The 16,816-nt window shown below is 70.2% G+C and carries 14 protein-coding genes; 4 read left to right on the forward strand and 10 right to left on the reverse strand.

All coding sequences use genetic code 11. The features are described 5' to 3' along the window. Positions 1-3: 3 nt before the first annotated feature. The 8 genes from H9I49_RS08885 to H9I49_RS08920 all read right to left on the reverse strand — a co-directional run bounded on the left by H9I49_RS08885 (position 4) and on the right by H9I49_RS08920 (position 8,373). Positions 4-1,038, reverse strand: coding sequence for a rod shape-determining protein (locus H9I49_RS08885; protein WP_188029987.1), 1,035 nt, complete (start codon positions 1,036-1,038; stop codon positions 4-6). A gap of 18 nt (positions 1,039-1,056) precedes the next feature. Then, on the reverse strand, positions 1,057-1,485 hold the full coding sequence (gene ndk, locus H9I49_RS08890) for a nucleoside-diphosphate kinase (protein ID WP_188029988.1): 429 nt from the start codon (positions 1,483-1,485) through the stop codon (positions 1,057-1,059). Beyond that, positions 1,482-1,901: a DUF4233 domain-containing protein gene (locus H9I49_RS08895; protein ID WP_188029989.1), complete on the reverse strand. Its 420-nt coding sequence runs from the start codon at positions 1,899-1,901 to the stop codon at positions 1,482-1,484. The genes ndk and H9I49_RS08895 overlap by 4 nt, the downstream gene beginning before the upstream one ends. Before the next feature lie 63 nt (positions 1,902-1,964). Next, positions 1,965-2,411, reverse strand: coding sequence for a hypothetical protein (locus tag H9I49_RS08900; protein ID WP_188029990.1), 447 nt, complete (start codon positions 2,409-2,411; stop codon positions 1,965-1,967). A 59-nt stretch (positions 2,412-2,470) separates the two neighbouring features. Then, positions 2,471-3,862, reverse strand: a complete 1,392-nt coding sequence (locus H9I49_RS08905; RefSeq protein WP_188029991.1) for a folylpolyglutamate synthase/dihydrofolate synthase family protein — start codon at positions 3,860-3,862, stop codon at positions 2,471-2,473. Beyond that, positions 3,859-4,452 carry a GNAT family N-acetyltransferase gene (locus H9I49_RS08910; RefSeq protein WP_188029992.1) on the reverse strand — a complete coding sequence of 198 codons (594 nt, stop codon included), beginning with the start codon at positions 4,450-4,452 and terminating at the stop codon, positions 3,859-3,861. The genes H9I49_RS08905 and H9I49_RS08910 overlap by 4 nt, the downstream gene beginning before the upstream one ends. Next, positions 4,449-7,715 (reverse strand): isoleucine--tRNA ligase, encoded by a 3,267-nt coding sequence (gene ileS / locus H9I49_RS08915; RefSeq protein ID WP_188029993.1) that lies wholly within the window; start codon positions 7,713-7,715, stop codon positions 4,449-4,451. The genes H9I49_RS08910 and ileS overlap by 4 nt, the downstream gene beginning before the upstream one ends. Positions 7,716-8,067: 352 nt before the next feature. Beyond that, positions 8,068-8,373, reverse strand: coding sequence for a hypothetical protein (locus H9I49_RS08920; protein ID WP_188029994.1), 306 nt, complete (start codon positions 8,371-8,373; stop codon positions 8,068-8,070). 16 nt (positions 8,374-8,389) lie between these two features. Here H9I49_RS08920 and H9I49_RS08925 point away from each other — a divergent pair, with 16 nt between their 5' ends. From H9I49_RS08925 to H9I49_RS08940, 4 genes are all read left to right on the forward strand, one after another. Next, entirely contained in the window at positions 8,390-9,139 is a 750-nt protein-coding gene (locus H9I49_RS08925; protein ID WP_223128470.1) for a M28 family metallopeptidase, read from the forward strand. A 61-nt stretch (positions 9,140-9,200) separates the two neighbouring features. Further along, positions 9,201-9,734, forward strand: a complete 534-nt coding sequence (locus H9I49_RS08930) for an NUDIX hydrolase family protein (protein WP_188029996.1) — start codon at positions 9,201-9,203, stop codon at positions 9,732-9,734. A gap of 362 nt (positions 9,735-10,096) precedes the next feature. Then, on the forward strand, positions 10,097-11,971 hold the full coding sequence (locus tag H9I49_RS08935) for a hemagglutinin (protein ID WP_188029997.1): 1,875 nt from the start codon (positions 10,097-10,099) through the stop codon (positions 11,969-11,971). 261 nt (positions 11,972-12,232) lie between these two features. Continuing rightward, positions 12,233-12,715: a hypothetical protein gene (locus H9I49_RS08940; RefSeq protein WP_188029998.1), complete on the forward strand. Its 483-nt coding sequence runs from the start codon at positions 12,233-12,235 to the stop codon at positions 12,713-12,715. Between the two features lie 158 nt (positions 12,716-12,873). On the opposite strand, the gene H9I49_RS08945 is transcribed toward H9I49_RS08940, so the two are convergent. Both H9I49_RS08945 and H9I49_RS08950 read right to left on the reverse strand, forming a co-directional pair. Continuing rightward, the gene (locus tag H9I49_RS08945) at positions 12,874-14,865 is read right to left on the reverse strand and encodes a TIGR03960 family B12-binding radical SAM protein (RefSeq protein ID WP_188029999.1); all 1,992 of its coding nucleotides are present in this window, start codon (positions 14,863-14,865) and stop codon (positions 12,874-12,876) included. 72 nt (positions 14,866-14,937) lie between these two features. Then, a complete protein-coding gene (locus H9I49_RS08950; RefSeq protein ID WP_188030000.1) occupies positions 14,938-16,791 on the reverse strand; it encodes a long-chain fatty acid--CoA ligase in 1,854 nt (617 codons plus the stop codon). Between the last annotated feature and the right edge of the window lie 25 nt (positions 16,792-16,816).

Genomic DNA, 16,816 nt, shown 5'->3' on the forward strand with positions numbered 1-16,816 from the left:
CGACTAGAGGCGGTGGTCCCCGACGAGGACCCGCTCGAGGCTCGCGAACTCGTCGACGCACCGGCCTGCGCCTCTGGCCACGGCACGCAGGGGATCGTCGGCGACCTGGACGGGCACGCCGAGCTCGTGGCGCATGCGCTCGTCGAGGCCGCGCAGGAGCGCCCCGCCGCCGGTCAATGTGATCCCGCGGTCGAGGATGTCGCCCGCCAGCTCCGGCGGGCACACGTCGAGGGTCGCACGGACCAGCTCGATGATCTGGAGCACCGGTGCCTCGATGGCGCGACGCACCTCGACCGAGCCGACCTGCACCGTCTTCGGCAGACCCGTGACGAGGTCACGCCCGCGCAGCCGGGTCGTCAGCTCCTCGCGAAGCGGGAAGACCGAGCCGACGGCGACCTTGACGTCCTCGGCGCTGCGCTCGCCGAGGAGGAGGGAGTACTCGCTCTTGACGTGGCTCACGAGCGCCTCGTCGATCTCGTCGCCGGCGACCCGGAGCGAGCTCGACGTCACGATACCGCCGAGGCTGATGACGGCCACGTCGGTCGTACCGCCACCGATGTCGACGACCATGCTCGCCGCGGTCTCGTAGACCGGCAGGCCCGCACCGATGGCGGCCGCCATCGGCTCCTCGATCATGTACACGCGCCGCGCCCCGCACCGGGTGGCGGCGTCCTCGAGAGCCCGGCGCTCGACGCCGGTGACCTCGCTGGGCACGCACAGCACCATCCGTGGGCGGACGAGACGCGACGTGCGCACCTGGTCGATGAACCAGCGCAGCATCCGCTCGGTCTCGTCGGCGTCGGAGACGACCCCGTCGCGCAGCGGCCGCACGGCCCGGATCGTCCCGGGCGCCCGGCCGAGCATCTCCTTGGCCCGCCCGCCCGCGGCGACGAGGCGTCCGGTGCCGACCTCGACCGCCACGACCGACGGCTCCTCGACGACGACCCCGCGCCCACGGACGTGGATCAGGGTGTTGGCGGTGCCGAGGTCGACCGCGAGGTCACGCCCGAGAGGGCGTAGCCGCGGTCGCGAGGTCATGCCGCGATTGTGCCCCGCTCAGCCCTGCAGATCGGGGAACCAGATGCCGATCTCGCGCGTGGCGGACTCGGGCGAGTCGGAGCCGTGCACGATGTTCTGCTGGACCTTGAGGCCCCAGTCGCGACCCAGGTCGCCGCGGATCGTGCCGGGCGCGGCGTCGGTCGGGTTGGTCGCACCGGCGAGGTTGCGGAAGCCCTTGATGCAGTCCTGGCCCTCGATGACGGCCGCGGTGACCAGGCCCGAGCTCATGAAGTCGACCAGGGGCTCGTAGAACGGCTTGCCCTCGTGCTCGGCGTAGTGCTCGGCCAGCTGGTCACGGGTCGGGGTGAGGATCGACAGGCCGACGAGGGAGTAGCCCTTCGCCTCGATGCGACGCAGCACCTCCCCGGTGAGGCCGCGCTTGAAACCGTCGGGCTTGACGAGGACGAGGGAGCGTTCGATGGTCACCCGTCCACCCTATCGGCCGGTTCGCCCTCGCCCGATCCCGCTTCGCGCCGGGCCATCTCGGCGTCGACCTGGGTTCCCTTGACGAGACAGGTCACCCACAGGGCGAGGAAGAAAAGCCCCACGACGAGCATCATCGGCACCACGAGGGCACTGAGCAGCGTGAGGGCCTGGACGACCCACCCGAGCGTGACGCCCCACGGACGCCGCATGAGCCCGGCCGCGAAGACGCACAGCGCGCCGAGCCCGAACCCGACGAGCAGGTATGCCGTGCTGCGGGGCCCTCCGTCGTCGGCGGCGCTGACGCCGCGCGCGACCAGGGCTCCGAGCAGGATGCAGATGGACTGGCCGCCGAGGACGGTGGCGAGCATCCGCCACGTGAACTTGCCGGTCCGGCCGTAGAAGGTGATCGTGCGCATGTCGTGGGGTCTCGCCTCGGCTGTGTGAGTCGTCTCGTGCGGTTGCTGGCTGGAGCGGGACGCTCAGTAGTTCTGGCTCGTGTCCCAGGTGCGGATGATCGCCTGCGCCTCGGAGTCGCTCGCGCCGGTGGCCTCGGCGTAGAGGCTCATGGCCTCCTCGCGGCGACCGGAGAGGATCAGCTCGCTGATGCGGGCCCGGGCCTCGTCGGTGAGGCGTCCCTCGGTGTACGACGCCGCTGCGTCGCGCACGCCGGGGCCCTGGCCGGGCACGAACCAGCTGTCGACCGCCCGCTTGGCGTCGGCGAGCGGCGCGCCGGTCGCCTCGCGGTAGATCTTGATGGCGTTGATCTTGTGCCCGGCGCTGATCTCGCGGCTCACCTTGGCCCGGACGCCGTCGGTGAGACCGACGAGCGGGCGTCCAGGGTCCTTGCGGCCCATGACGCGGCCCCAGAGGACGACCGCCACGGCGATGACGGCGAGGATGAGGATGAGCTTCACCATGGGGTGCATGAGCTCCAGCCTAGGCGGGGGTCGGTCGGGGTCCGGTGGGCGACGTCGGTCTGCGGCGGTCAGACGTCGGTCTTGCCGAGGAGCATCCGCACCTCGCCCGCCGTGATGACCGAGCCGGTGGCGACGACGCCGCCGCCCATGCCGTCCGCCTCAGCGAGCGTCACGGCCTGTTCGAGGGCATCGGGGAGGTCGCGGACGACGGTCACGCGCGACTCGCCGAAGAGCTCGACGGCAAGCGCGCCGAGCCGCTCGGGGGACATGGCACGTGGCGAGGAGCTGCGGGAGATGACGACGTGGTCGAGCGCGGGCTCGAGCACCTCGAGCATCCCGACCGCGTCCTTGTCGGCGACGATGCCGATGAGGCCGACCAGCTTCGTGAATGCGAAGGCCTCCTCGATCGCGGCCACGAGCGAGCGTGCGCCGTGCGGGTTGTGCGCGGCGTCGACGAGGACCGTGGGCGAGCGTCGCACGATCTCGAGTCGGCCCGGCGAGGTCATGGTCGCCATGGCCGCCGTGAGCACGTCGGCGTCGACGGGCTGCTCCCCGCCACCGATGAACGACTCGACGGCGGCAACGGCCGTGGCGAGGTTGCTGGCCTGGTGGGCGCCGTGCAGTGGGAGGAAGAGGTCGGTGTACTCGCCCGCGAGCCCGCGCAACGAGACCTGCTGTCCGCCGATGGCGACCTCTCGGGCCAGGACGCCGAAGTCGTTGCCCTCGAAGACGATCCGCGCGCCACCGACCTCCTCGACCCGATCGAGCAAGACGCGCGCGACATCCTCGTCCTGCACGCCGGAGACCGTGACCGAGTCGGGCTTGATGATGCCGCTCTTCTCCTCCGCGATGGCCACGACGTCATCGCCGAGCAGGTGTGTGTGGTCGAGGTCGACAGGCGTGAACACAGCCACCTGGGCATCGATGACGTTGGTGGCGTCCCAGGACCCGCCGAGGCCGACCTCGATGATCGCGACGTCCACGGGCGCGTCGGCGAAGGCGGCATAGGCGATCGCGACGAGGACCTCGAAGAAGTTGAGCCGGCGGCCACCGGACTCGAGGGACTGCGCATCGACGATGTCGATGAGGGGTGCGACGTCGTCGTAAGCCGAGATGAACTTCTCGCGCGGGATCGGCTTGCCCGAGAGGGTGATCCGCTCACGGATGTCGTGCAGGTGCGGCGAGGTGAAACGCCCGGTCGACAGGCCGCTCTCGCGCAGGATGGAGTCGATCATCCGGCTCGTCGACGTCTTGCCGTTGGTGCCCGTGAGGTGGATCGAGGGGTAGGTGCGCTGCGGGTCGCCGGCGAGCTCCATGACGGCGCGGATGCGCTCGAGGGAGGGACCGACGTCGTTCTCGGGCGCGCGAGCGATGATCGCCTCCTCGATCTCTCGCATCCGCTTCATCTCCTCGAGGTTGCGGGCGGCCTCGAGGGCGCCGGCGTCGCCACGTTCGCTCATGCTGTCTCCTCCTCGCCGAGCTCGCGGGCCATCCACACGCTCTCCGGCATGCCGGAGCCGCCCGACTCGCGATGTGTCTCGACGAAGCCGTGACGCCGGTAGAAGCGAGCCGCCAGCTGGTTGCCCTCCATGTAGGACAGGATGATCCGGTCGTGCTCTGCCTCTCGCGCACGGTCGACGACGGCGTCCATGAGGCGGGACCCGATGCCGTGCCCGTGGTAGTCCGGAAGGACGTAGAGCTTCCACATGACGAACGCGTCGTTCTGCGTGCCGAACGTCGCGACGCCGACGACCTCGTCGTCCTTGACGGCGACGAGCGTGCGGCCCTTGCGGATCGAGTCGGTCACGACGTCGCTCGTCCACCACTTCGCGAGGCCCATCGCGACGTACTCCGGCCCGGCGATCGGCTCGTAGGTGGCGAGCCACGTCCGGTGGCCCACGGAGAGCACGCCCCCGAGGTCGTCGCCGACGGCGCCACGCACGACGACGCCGTTCTCGTCGCGGTGCGCGGCCCTCCCGTCGTGGGTGCGATCCGGCTCGTCGCTCCCCTGCGGGCCCTCGAGCTCGTCCTCGCGGTTCGTCGTGGTCATCGCTTCACCACCAGGATCGTCGCGTCGTGGTTGTCGCCGACGACCACCTGCGTCAGCGACCCGGGCAGCCCGTCGGGCAGGCGGTGCTCGGGGCCTGCGGACGCGAACTGGGTCGCGAGCGTCTCGCCGACGATGAGGTCGCGGTGCGTCACGGTGGCCTCGAAGACCTCGGCACCACCTTGGATGGTCAGGCTGATGCGGTCGCTGACGTGCAGCCCGGTGTCTCGACGCGCCTGCTGCACCGCGCGCACGAGGTCGCGGGCAAGCCCCTCGGAGGCCAGCTCGGCCGTCACCGTCGTGTCGAGGACGACGAAGCCGCCCGACGGGAGCATCGCCGTGGCGGTGGCCTCGGCGGCGTCGCCGGCGACGACCGTCTCGAGCGTGTACTCGCCCTCGACGAGCTCGAGGCCACCCGCGGTGACGGTTCCGTCGGCGTCGACCGACCAGTCGCCCGTCTTGCTGCCCTTGATGGCGCGCTGGACGTCCTTGCCGAGCCGCGGCCCGGCGGCGCGTGCGTTGACGGACAGGCGCCGGCTCACGCCGAAGTCGGCCTCGCCCGCCGTCTCGACGTCGACGAGCCTGAGCTCCCTGACGTTGAGCTCGTCCTTGACGATGGCGGCGAACGGCTCCAGGCCGGCCGGGTCGGACGTGACGACCGTGAGCTCGGCGAGTGGCAGGCGGGCGCGGAGGCCACGGGCCTTGCGCACGCTCGAGGCCGTCGAGCAGACCTCACGGGCCCGGTCCATGCCCACGACGAGCTCGTGGTCGGGCGGGAGGTCGTCGGCCCGGGGGTAGTCGGCGAGGTGCACCGAGCGCTCCCCCGTCAGGCCGCGCCAGATCTCCTCCGTCACGAGCGGCAGGAGCGGCGCGATGGTGCGCGTCACCGTCTCGAGCGCCGTCCACAGGGTGTCGAAAGCCGCGAGGGACCCGTCGGTCTCGCCACCCCAGAAGCGGTCCCGCGACCGGCGGATGTACCAGTTCGTCAGGACGTCGAGGAAGGCGCGCATCGTGTCGCAGGCGGCGGCGATCTCGTACGCGTCGAGCTGCTCGGTCATGTCACCGACGAACTCGCGCAGCTTGGCCAGCAGGTAGCGGTCGAGCACGTCCGTCGACTCGGTGGACCACTTGGCCTCGTAGCCCTCGCCGCCGCGCGCGGTGTTGGCGTACAGCGCGAAGAACGACCATGCGTTCCACAGCGGGATCATCACCTGCCGCACGCCGTCACGGATGCCCTGCTCGGTGACGACGAGGTTGCCGCCACGCAGGATCGGGCTGCTCATGAGGAACCAGCGCATGGCGTCGGCGCCGTCGCGGTCGAAGACCTCGCGCACGTCGGGGTAGTTGCGCAGCGACTTGCTCATCTTCTGGCCGTCGGAGCCGAGGACGATGCCGTGGCTGACGCACGTCTTGAACGCGGGCCGGTCGAAGAGCGCCGTCGCGAGGATGTGCAGGGTGTAGAACCAGCCACGGGTCTGCCCGATGTACTCGACGATGAAGTCGCCCGGGAAGTGGTGCTCGAACCACTCGGCGTTCTCGAACGGGTAGTGGACCTGGGCGAAGCTCATCGAGCCCGAGTCGAACCACACGTCGAGGACGTCCTCGACGCGGCGCATCGTCGACCTCCCCGTCGGGTCGTCGGGGTTCGGACGCGTCAGGGTGTCGATGAACGGCCGGTGCAGGTCCTTCACCTCGACGCCGAAGTCGCGCTCGAGCTCCTCGAACGAGCCGTAGACGTCGGTGCGCGGGTACTCGGGGTCGTCGGACTGCCACACCGGGATCGGGCTGCCCCAGAAGCGGTTGCGCGAGATCGACCAGTCACGGGCGTTGGCGAGCCACTTGCCGAACTGACCGTCCCTGATGTGTGCGGGCGTCCACTCGATCTCCTGGTTGAGCTCGAGCATCCGCTCCTTGATCTTCGTGACCTCGACGAACCACGAGGACACCGCCATGTAGATGAGCGGCTGCCGGCAGCGCCAGCAGTGCGGGTAGCTGTGGTCGTAGGTCTCGCGGCGCAGCAGCACCGTCTCGGGCGTGACCGAACCGGTCGCTCCCTCGCCCCGCGTGGTCGCCTTGAGGTGGTCGATGATGTGGGCGTTCGCGTCGAAGACGTGCATGCCCTCGTAGTCGGTCACGGGGTAGGTGAACCGGCCCTCGGCGTTGACGGGCACCACAGGCGCGATGCCCTCGCGGTCGGTGACGAGCTTGTCCTCCTCGCCGAAGGCGCCCGCGCTGTGGACGAGGCCCGTGCCGTCGGTGGTCGTCACGAAGTCGGCCTCGACGACGCGGTGCGCGCGCTCGTGGCCCGCGTAGTACGTGAAGGGCGGGGTGTAGGAACGCCCGAACAGCTCGGCGCCCTTCAGCCGCTGGACGATCCGCCCTTCGGCGTCCTCACCGAGCTCACGCTTGTAGGCGCCGAGACGGGCCTCGGCCACGATGAAGCGCTCGGTCGTGCCGGTGGCGTCGGACTCGACGACGACGTAGTCGATGTCGGGGTGGACCATGATCGCGAGGTTGGCCGGCAGGGTCCACGGGGTCGTCGTCCAGACGAGTGCGAGCTCGCCGGTCTCGAGGCGCAGGCCGACGGTGACGGCCGGGTCCTGCCGCATCTGGTAGACGTCGTCGTCCATGCGCAGCTCGTGGTTCGACAGGGGCGTCTGGTCGTTCCAGCAGTACGGCAGCACGCGGAAGCCCTGGTACACCAGCCCCTTGTCGTAGAGCTGCTTGAACGCCCAGATGACCGACTCCATGTAGCCCGGCTCGAGCGTCTTGTAGTCGTTGTCGAAGTCGACCCAGCGCGCCTGGCGGGTGACGTAGTCGCGCCACTCGCCGGTGTACTTCAGGACCGAGCTGCGGCAGGCGTCGTTGAACGTGTCGATGCCGAGGTCGACGATGTCCTGCTTCGTCTTGAGCCCGAGCTGGCGCTGAGCCTCGAGCTCGGCGGGCAGCCCGTGGGTGTCCCAGCCGAAGCGGCGCTCGACGCGCTTGCCGCGCATCGTCTGGTACCGCGGCACGATGTCCTTGACGTAGCCGGTGAGCAGGTGGCCGTAGTGCGGCAGGCCGTTGGCGAAGGGCGGGCCGTCGTAGAAGACGAACTCGTTGTCGCCGTCGGTGCCCGGCTCGCGGCCCTCGACGGACGCGATGAACGTGCCGTCCTGGTCCCAGTACCGGAGGAGGCGCTCCTCGATCTCGGGGAAGCGCGGGTTGGACGGGACGCCGAGGGCGCGTCCGGCGTCGTCGTTCGTGGTGACCTTGGGGTAGGTCATGCTCGTGGTCTCCTGCGTTCGCGTCTGTTGGTCGCTCGTCACTTCCACGAGGACGACGTGCTCCTGCCGGAGGCTGCCGCGGTACCACCCCGCTTGCCGCACGTGCCCGCCCGACGGGGCAGACGGCATACGGCCGCTCTTGTCGAAGGCTGTGACGGGCCCACCCGTCCGGGTCTAGTGGGAGCTCGCGCTCTGTTCTTCCGGAGGCTCACCGCTGATGACGGTTCGAACGCCTTGTGGGCGCCAGTCTATCCTGTCCGCCCGCCCTGCCTCCCAGGCGCGGCGCCCGTGGCGTGGTCGCCGGTCGTCGCGCATGGGCCGACGGCGGGACGACCCGAATCAGCGCGGTGGATCACCGGCACCCGGCGCCGGTGATCCACCGCAGCGTCGGGTTAGCGTGGGTGATGCGCCCGCGACCCACCAGCCTGCTCGTGGCTGTGGTCCTCGTCACCGCGACCGCGTGCACGAACCCGTCGCAGCCGGGCTCTCCCCGGGTGACCCCAGCCTCCTCCTCCGCCTCGTCCACGCCAGCGTCCTCGACCTCAGCGTCACCCACCTCGGCGCCCACGTCCACCACGGCCCCGCGCGTGACGCCCGGTGCGGCGGCTCCCGTGCCGCGCACGGAGCCGTTGGACGTGGACCGGGTGCTGGGTGGCATTCGGGCCCTGTCGGCCATGGGACCGCGCGACGCCGCCGGACCGACCGGCGACCGGGCCGCCGCCTACGTCGCAGGACAGCTCCGCGCAGCCGGCTACCGGGTCAGGCTGCAGCCCTTCCGGGTCCCGGCGGGAGTGTCGTGGGGCATCCGGGTGCCCGCCGGTTCGACGGTGAACGTCGTCGCGGACCCGCCCGGCTTCGACGCTCGCGAGCCACACGTCGTCGTCGGTGCCCACCTCGACACGGTGCCGCAGTCTCCCGGGGCCGAGGACAACGCGTCCGGGCTCATGGTCATGGCCGAGGTCGCCCGGATGACGCGTCAGCAGCCGGGCGCGTTGCCGGTGCGCTTCGTCGCGTTCGGTGCCGAGGAGGCTCGCGGGCCGAGCGGGACCGGGTACGCGTTCGGCTCGCGCCACTTCGTCGCGGCCCTCGACGCGACCCACCGCCGCGCCGTCCGCGCGATGGTGGCGCTCGACCGGGTCGGGGTCCGGTCCGGCGCCGTGCCGGTCTGCTCCGGAGGCCGAGGAACGCCGGCACTGGCCCGGGCCATCCGCGCCGCGTCCCCGAGGGCCACGGTGACCCGGGGGTGCACCAACCGCGCCAGCGATCACGTGTCGTTCGAGGCCGTCGGCATCCCAGCCGCGCGCATCGGCAGCGTGCCGTACCCCGCGTACCACTCGGAGCGCGATGTGCCGTCCGTCGTCGACCGACGCCAGCTCGCCCGTTCGGGGGCGGTCGTCTGGGCGTGGATCCGGTCGCTCCGCTGACCGACGCGCCGCGTCACGGGCCGAGCCGGGGCGATCGGGGGACGTTTGGCAGGATGAGGCCATGAACGACGTGGAGACGACCGGTGCGTGGCTGAGCCGCGAGGACCTCGACAACGCGCGTGACCGGCTCCCCATCCTCTACGTCCACGCAGTTCCGGTCCGGGTCGACGACCGGGGCGTCGTCACGCACGTCGGGCTTCTCCTGCGCGCCGACAGCGACGGTGGCATCGGCCAGGAGGTCGTCGGGGGCCGGGTGCTCTACCACGAGCGCATCCGCGACGCGCTGACCCGCCACGTCGAGGCAGACCTCGGCCCGATGGCCCTTCCCCGCATCCCGTTGTCGCCCCAGCCGTTCACGGTGGCCGAGTTCTTCCCGACACCGGGCGTCACGCCGTTCCACGACCCTCGGCAGCACGCCGTCTCGCTCGCCTTCGTCGTCGCCGTCATGGGCGACTGTCGACCCCAGCAGGACGCCCTCGACCTGTCGTGGGTGACGCCCGAGGAGGCCGCATCGCTGGCGGCGCGCGGCGAGATGCCTGGCTCGCACGGCGTCCTCGTGCGCCAAGCCCTGGCACATGTCGGATTCCCCGTATAGTTCGCCTCTTTTCGCGAATTCGCCTGCCATGTGAGGTGTTTCGGGAGCGATCCCGGGATTTGCCGCGCATAACGGACCACTTCCTGCATTCGCCCGCGAGTGACCTCGCCTCCCCCTAACGTCGACAGTTGGGTAGCCACCAGCACGGCCGACGAGCCAGGGCGGGCTGCCTCGTGAAGCACTCGGGGGCGAGGCGTCAGGCACCGACCCAGCGGTCGGTGGTTACCCCCCGCACCGCAGTGATGCGGGTCCTCCACCACACCCTGGAGAACTTCATGACTGTACTCATCGCCACTCGGGGGAGGTCCAGCAGAGGGCCTGGCGCGACTCAACGACGAAGCCTACGAGGGAAACTTCTCGCAATGCTGGCAGCCATCGCGTTGCCCGCCGCGATCCTCTCCGCCCCGGCCGCCCTGGCCGGGACCGTACCCCCGTTCAGCATCAACGGCACGGTTCCGGGCGCTGACGCGGACCAGACCCTCGACGACCCGGAGGGCAACGTCAAGGAGCTGGGTCCGCTCAACTCCAACACGACCAAGATCGGCGTCATCCACAGTGACGCGGTGCCGACGCTCGGCCTGACCAACCCCAACGGGCAGGTCGACCTGCGCCAGGCCTTCCTCGGGACCGCCAGCGACACCGACGGCGACGACTGGCTCTACTTCGCGTGGGAGCGCGACAACAACACCGGCAGCGGGTTCATCTCCTTCGAGTTCATGCAGGACCCGCCACCCGCAGCATGCGGTGACTACTCGGGCAGCCAGGACAGCCTCATCGCCAGCTGCAACCCCTGGGCCAACCGCCAGGCCGGCGACTTCATGATCCTGTGGGACCAGCAGGGTGGCAGCAAGGACCTGTTCCTGCGCACCTGGTCCGGTACCGCTCCCAACCTCGTCCTCGGTGCACCCGTCCAGCTCAACGCCAATGTCTCGGCGGCCGAGTACAGCGCTGACGGCTTCTTCGGCGAGGCCGCGCTCAACCTCACCGACACGGTGTTCGGCGGCAGCAACGCCTGCCGGTCGTTCGCCAACGTCATCCCCAGCACGGTGACCGGCAACTCGGACACGGCTGACTACAAGGACACCGTCCTGCAGCCCGTCACGCCGATCGGCAACTGCACCTCGACGACCGTCACGACGCCCAAGGACGGCGCCGGGGCGAGCATCCCCGCGGGCGGCCTCTCGATCGGTACCGGTGTGGTCTCCGTCAAGGACTCGGCTGTCGTCGCCATCCAGGGCGGCACCGCCACCCCGGCCGGCTCGGTTGCGTTCTTCCTGTGCAAGGTCACCTCGCCCGCGCTCTGCGACACCGGCGGGACGAGTGTCGGCAGCACCAACCTGAGCGGAACCTCCTACCCCGTCACGGTGGTGTCTCCGACGGCATACGTCACGTCGGCGGGGCGGTACTGCTGGCGCGGCGTGTTCAGCGGTGACCCCGACAACGCCATCAGCGGGTCGAGCGACTCGAGCGCGACCGAGTGCTTCACGGTCAACCCGGTCACGCCCACGCTGTCGACCACTGCCGGCGCCGATGTCCTGCTGGGCAACCCGGTCACCGACACCGCCACACTCAGCGGAACGGCGACGCAGCCGGCCAACCCGGTGATCAACCTCACGGGCACGGCCGGTGCTGCCGCTGGCGGGACGATCACGTTCAAGCTCTACGGCCCCAGCGACACTGGCTGTGGAACCCTCGTGTTCACGTCCTCCACGTTCGCGGTCAGCGGCAACGGCACCTACGGGCCGGCGTCCTTCACCCCGACCGCTCCGGGCAGCTACCACTGGGTGGCGGAGTACAGCGGCAACCTGCCGAACACCAACTCCACCAACCACAACACCGCCTGCACGGACACCAACGAGGACGTCGTCGTCAACACGGCCCCGTCGAGCATGACGACGGCCCAGAGCTGGGTCCCGCGTGACTCTGCGACGATCAGCGCCGGCGCCGGTGGTGCCCTCGCCGGAACCGTGTCGTTCGCGCTCTACGCGTCGAGCGACTGCGCTGTCGGCGGCGACTCGCCGATCTACACCACGACCCGACCCGTCTCCGGGGCCTCCCCGCAGACCGTGTCGACCGTGGACTCCGCCACGCAGCCGGCGGCACAGACGGCCTCCGGGTCGTACTCGTGGTCCGTCGCCTACTCGAGCACGAACAGTGCCCAGCGGAGCATCCCGGCCAGCTGCCACGAGACGTCGGCACTGACCATCACCAACGGGGGCACGGTCAGCAGCCCCTGACCGGGTGACTCCCCAACCATGAGCGATGTGGTCCGGCGAACTCGTTCCCGGACCACATCGTCCAACCGGTCTGCATCCCACAGACGTCTTGAGTCTTTTCCCGACACGAGCGACGTAGGTCGTCGCGCACCTGCTGCCACTCCGCAGTGGTGCGGCGTCGGCGGGTGTTCCCCCCTCAAGCGCGACACGGCCACCAGGACCGCGGTCGCCTCAGACCCGAGTCGGGGGCTCGGGCACCTCCACCAGGGAAAGAAGCACCACATGAAGATCACCAAGTCAGTGCTCGTCGCGATCATCGCGTTCGTCGCGGCACTCGTCATGGCCAGCCCGGCATCCGCCGTCGCAGCCAAGTTCCACTCCGTCAGCGCGTCCGTCAGCAACTCGGGCGCCCTCGTCGTCGCCTTCGACGAGCGCGGACTGGGCGAGGGCAACATCGACTACACGCTCACCGCCGACTCCACGGCCGTGTACGCGTGCATCAACGGCGGCGGCAACCACCCGCAGGCCGCGAACAAGGAGACCGTCAACGGCGAAGTCAGCGCCGCAGGCAGCTTCGAGTCGAAGAACGGTCGCGTCCAGGCCAGCCTGTCCGCCGGCCCGATCTCGGCCGGAGCCTTCACCTGCCCGGGCGGACAGCGGCTCGTGCTCGCATCGGTCTCGTACACCAACATCGTCCTGACCGACACCACGAACGGGACCTCGGTCTCCGTGAGCGGGGTCGCCCGGACCTTCTTGGACGTCTGAGCACCATGGTCGGCGCGGTCCGGCGAGCGCCTGCTCGTCGGACCGTGCCAGAGGCCGGGACTACGAGGCACCCCCAGCAGCCGTATGCCGCACCGCCCCTCCCCCGGGTCCGCGGCATACGGCCTCGGGAGAGCGGCCACCCTGACCGCGCTCGAGCGTCAGTGCTGGTGCTCGAGCAGCTCCTGACGGCCAGAGCCCAGGACGGTCAGCGGGAGCAGGGTCTTGCCCGTCGGCCCGATCTCGATCTCGGTGCCCATCTGCGGGCACACGCCGCAGTCGAAGCACGGCGTCCAGCGGCAGTCGTCGACCTCGGTCTCGTCGAGGGCGTCCTGCCAGTCCTCCCAGAGCCAGTCCTTGTCGAGACCCGAGTCGAGGTGGTCCCAGGGCAGCACCTCGGACTCGCCCCGCTCACGCGTCGTGTACCAGGCGAGGTCGACCGGCGTGTCGGCGAACGCCTCCTCGGCGCACCGCATCCAGCGCTCGTAGGAGAAGTGCTCGCTCCACCCGTCGAAGCGGCCGCCGTCGCGCCACACGGCCTCGATGACGCGTCCGACGCGGCGGTCGCCACGTGAGAGCAGGCCCTCGACGATGCCGGGCTGTCCGTCGTGGTAGCGGAACCCGATCGAGCTGCCGTAGCGCTTGTCGGCGCGGATCGCCTCGCGCAGCTTGAGCAGCCGTGCGTCGGTCTCCTCGACGCCGAGCTGCGAGGCCCACTGGAACGGCGTGTGCGGCTTCGGCACGAACCCGCCGATGGAGACGGTGCAGCGGATGTCGCGACGGCCCGAGACCTGGCGACCGGTCTCGATGACCTTCTTGGCCAGCTCGGCGATCTGGAGGACGTCGTCGTCGGTCTCGGTGGGCAGACCGCACATGAAGTAGAGCTTCACCTGCCGCCAGCCGGCGCGGTACGCAGCAGCGACGGTGTTGATGAGGTCCTCCTCGGACACCATCTTGTTGATGACCTTGCGGATGCGCTCCGACCCGCCCTCCGGCGCGAAGGTGAGGCCCGAGCGGCGGCCGTTGCGGGTCAGCTCGTTGGCGAGGTCGATGTTGAAGGCGTCGACGCGCGTCGACGGCAGCGAGAGCCCCGTCTGGGTGCCTTCGTAGCGGTCCGCGAGGCCCTTGGTGAGGTCGGCGATCTCGGAGTGGTCGGCCGAGCTCAGCGAGAGCAGGCCCACCTCCTCGAACCCCGTCGCGGCGAGCCCGCGTTCGACCATCTCGCCGATGCCGGTGATCGACCGCTCGCGCACGGGGCGCGTGATCATGCCCGCCTGGCAGAAGCGGCAGCCGCGCGTGCAGCCGCGGAAGATCTCGACGGACATGCGCTCGTGCACGGACTCGGCGAGCGGCACCAGCGGCTGCTTCGGGTAGGGCCACGCGTCGAGGTCCATGACGGTGTGCTTCGCGACGCGCCAGGGCACACCGTGCGCGTCGGGCGACGGCGCGACCCGCTGGATGCGCCCGTCGGGCAGGTAGGACACGTCGTAGAAGCCGGGCACGTAGACACCGCCGGTGCGGGCGAGGCGCAGCAGCACCTCGCGGCGCCCGCCCGGACGGCCCTGCGCCTTCCACTCCCCGACGATGTCGGTGACCGTGAGGACCGCCTGCTCGCCGTCCCCGACGATGGCCGCGTCGATGAACTCAGCGATCGGCTCGGGGTTGAACGCCGCGTGACCCCCGGCGATGACGATGGGGTCGTCGACGTCGCGGTCGGCCGCGCGCAGTGCCATGCCGGCGAGCTCGAGCGCGGTCAGCATGTTGGTGTAGCCGAGCTCGGTCGAGAAGCTGACGCCGAACAGGTCGAAGTCGCGCACCGAGCGGTGGCCGTCGACGGTGAACTGCGGCAGGCCTGCTTCCCGCAGCTGCGCCTCCATGTCGGGCCACACGGCATAGGTGCGCTCGGCGAGGGCGTCAGAACGCTCGTTGAGGACCTCGTAGAGGATCATGACACCCTGGTTGGGGACGCCGACCTCGTAGGCGTCGGGGTACATGAGCGCCCAGCGCGTGGTGAGCTCCTCGCCGCCGGGGGCGTGGCCGCCGACGTTCCAGTCCTTGACCGTGGAGTTGAGCTCACCGCCGACGTACTGGATGGGCTTGTTGACCCGCTCCAGCAGGGGCTCGAGGGCGTTGAACAGGGACTCTCCAGGCATCCGTCCATGGTAAGGGTTCTCGGGTTCGGCGCGCGTCGCGCCTGGACTGACGAGCGAAGCGAGCCAGACAACTCAGTACATGGCGTCGAGCTCGGCGCGGTGCTTCTCCGTGACGGCCTTGCGGCGCAGCTTCATGCTCGGCGTGAGGTCCCCCTCCTCGATCGTGAGGTCCTTGTCGAGGATCGTGAACTTCTTGATCGTCTCCCAGCGGTTGAGGCTGTCGTTGAGCCGGTCGACGTAGCCCTGGACGAGCGCGCGCGCCTGCGGTGAGGACACGACCTCCGCGTAGGACGCGCCCTCGAGCCCCACGGTCGGCGCCCACGCCGCCATCGCGTCCGGGTCGAGGGTCACGAGCGCCGTCGCATAGTTGTGGCCGGCGCCGTGGACGAGGAACTGGCTGACGAACGGGCACAGGCCCTTGAAGCGCGCCTCGATCTCTGCCGGGGCGACGTACTTGCCGCCTGAGGTCTTGAAGAGATCCTTCTTGCGGTCCGTGACGTAGAGGTAGCCCCGGTCGTCGATGCGTCCGATGTCGCCCGTGTGGAACCAGCCGTCCTCCGTGAGCACCTCGGCCGTGGCCTCCGGGTTGTTGTGGTACCCGCGCATGACACCGGGGCCCCTGACGAGGATCTCGCCGTCCTCGTCGGCGATGCGCACCTCGGTGCCGGGCAGCGGCCAGCCGACCGAGCCGTACTGGTACGAGCCGTGCTGGGGCTGGTTGACGGTGGTGCCGGACGACGTCTCGGTGAGGCCGTATCCCTCCTGGACGAGCAGGCCGACGGAGCCGAACCACCGGGCGACGTCGGCGTTGAGGGGCGCGGAGCCGCTGATCATGAACCGGACCCGGCCGCCGAAGCGCTCCTGCACCTTGTGCAGGACCAGCTTCGTGGCGAGGTCGTGCCGGCGCCTCAGGCCGGGCGACGGCTCCTCGCCGCGCGCCCGGACGTCGCGCATCTCGCCGCCGACCTCGAGGGCCCAGTCGATGAGCTTCTTCTTGATGCCCTTCTCTCCGGCGAACATCAGCATGATGCGGCCGTGCGCCTTCTCGAAGATGCGGGGCGGGCCGGCCATGAAGGTCGGCTTGACGATGCCCATGTTGTCGACGATCTTGTCGACCCGGCCGTCGACGGCGGTCGGGAACCCGATCTGCAGGCCCGTCGCGATGAGCATCTTTCCGAAGACGTGCGAGAGCGGCAGCCAGAGGAACTGGAGGTCGTCCTTGGTCAGCGTGCCGATCGCGTCGATGACCGCGCCCTCGTAGACGACGCTGTCGTGGACGAGGCGCACACCCTTGGGCCGACCGGTCGTCCCGGACGTGTAGATGACGACGGCGAGGCTCTCCGGGGTCAGCTGGTCGATGCGCGAGTCGACGAGGTCGGGAGTGGCCGCGAGCCACTCCTTGCCTCGTCCGGCGAGCTCGTCGGTGGTGATGACCCAGCCGTCGTCGCTGGCGGGCCCGGTCAGGGAGACGACCTGGCGCACGCCCGGGATCTCGGAGCGGACCTGCTGCAGCTTGGCGACCTGCTCCTCGTTCTCGGCGAAGACGATGCCGCTGCCCGAGTCGGAGAGGATGTACGCGACGTCCTCGGCGATCGTCGTCGGGTAGACCGTGGTCGTGGCCCCACCCGCGCAGATGACCGCGAGGTCGGCGAGGATCCACTCCACCCGCGTCGTCGCCGCGATCGCGACCCGGTCCTCCAGCTGCACCCCGAGGCTGATGAGGCCGGCCGCCCACTGCTCGACCGTCTCGTAGGTCTGTCGCCACGTGAGGGTGGTCAGCTCGGTCGACCCGTCGGCGAAGTAGAGGTAGGCCGGCGAGTCGGGCGTCTCGCGCACCCGGTTGCGAAAGAGCGCACCCACGCTGGGAGCGCGACCGTCGAGGACGTCCTGGTCGACGTCGCGGTCGGCAAGTGCCTGGAGGGGCATCTGAACTCCTTTGTCACTGCGGCCG

Source organism: Terrabacter sp. MAHUQ-38 (assembly GCF_014518425.1).
In the GTDB taxonomy this organism is placed as follows: domain Bacteria; phylum Actinomycetota; class Actinomycetes; order Actinomycetales; family Dermatophilaceae; genus Terrabacter.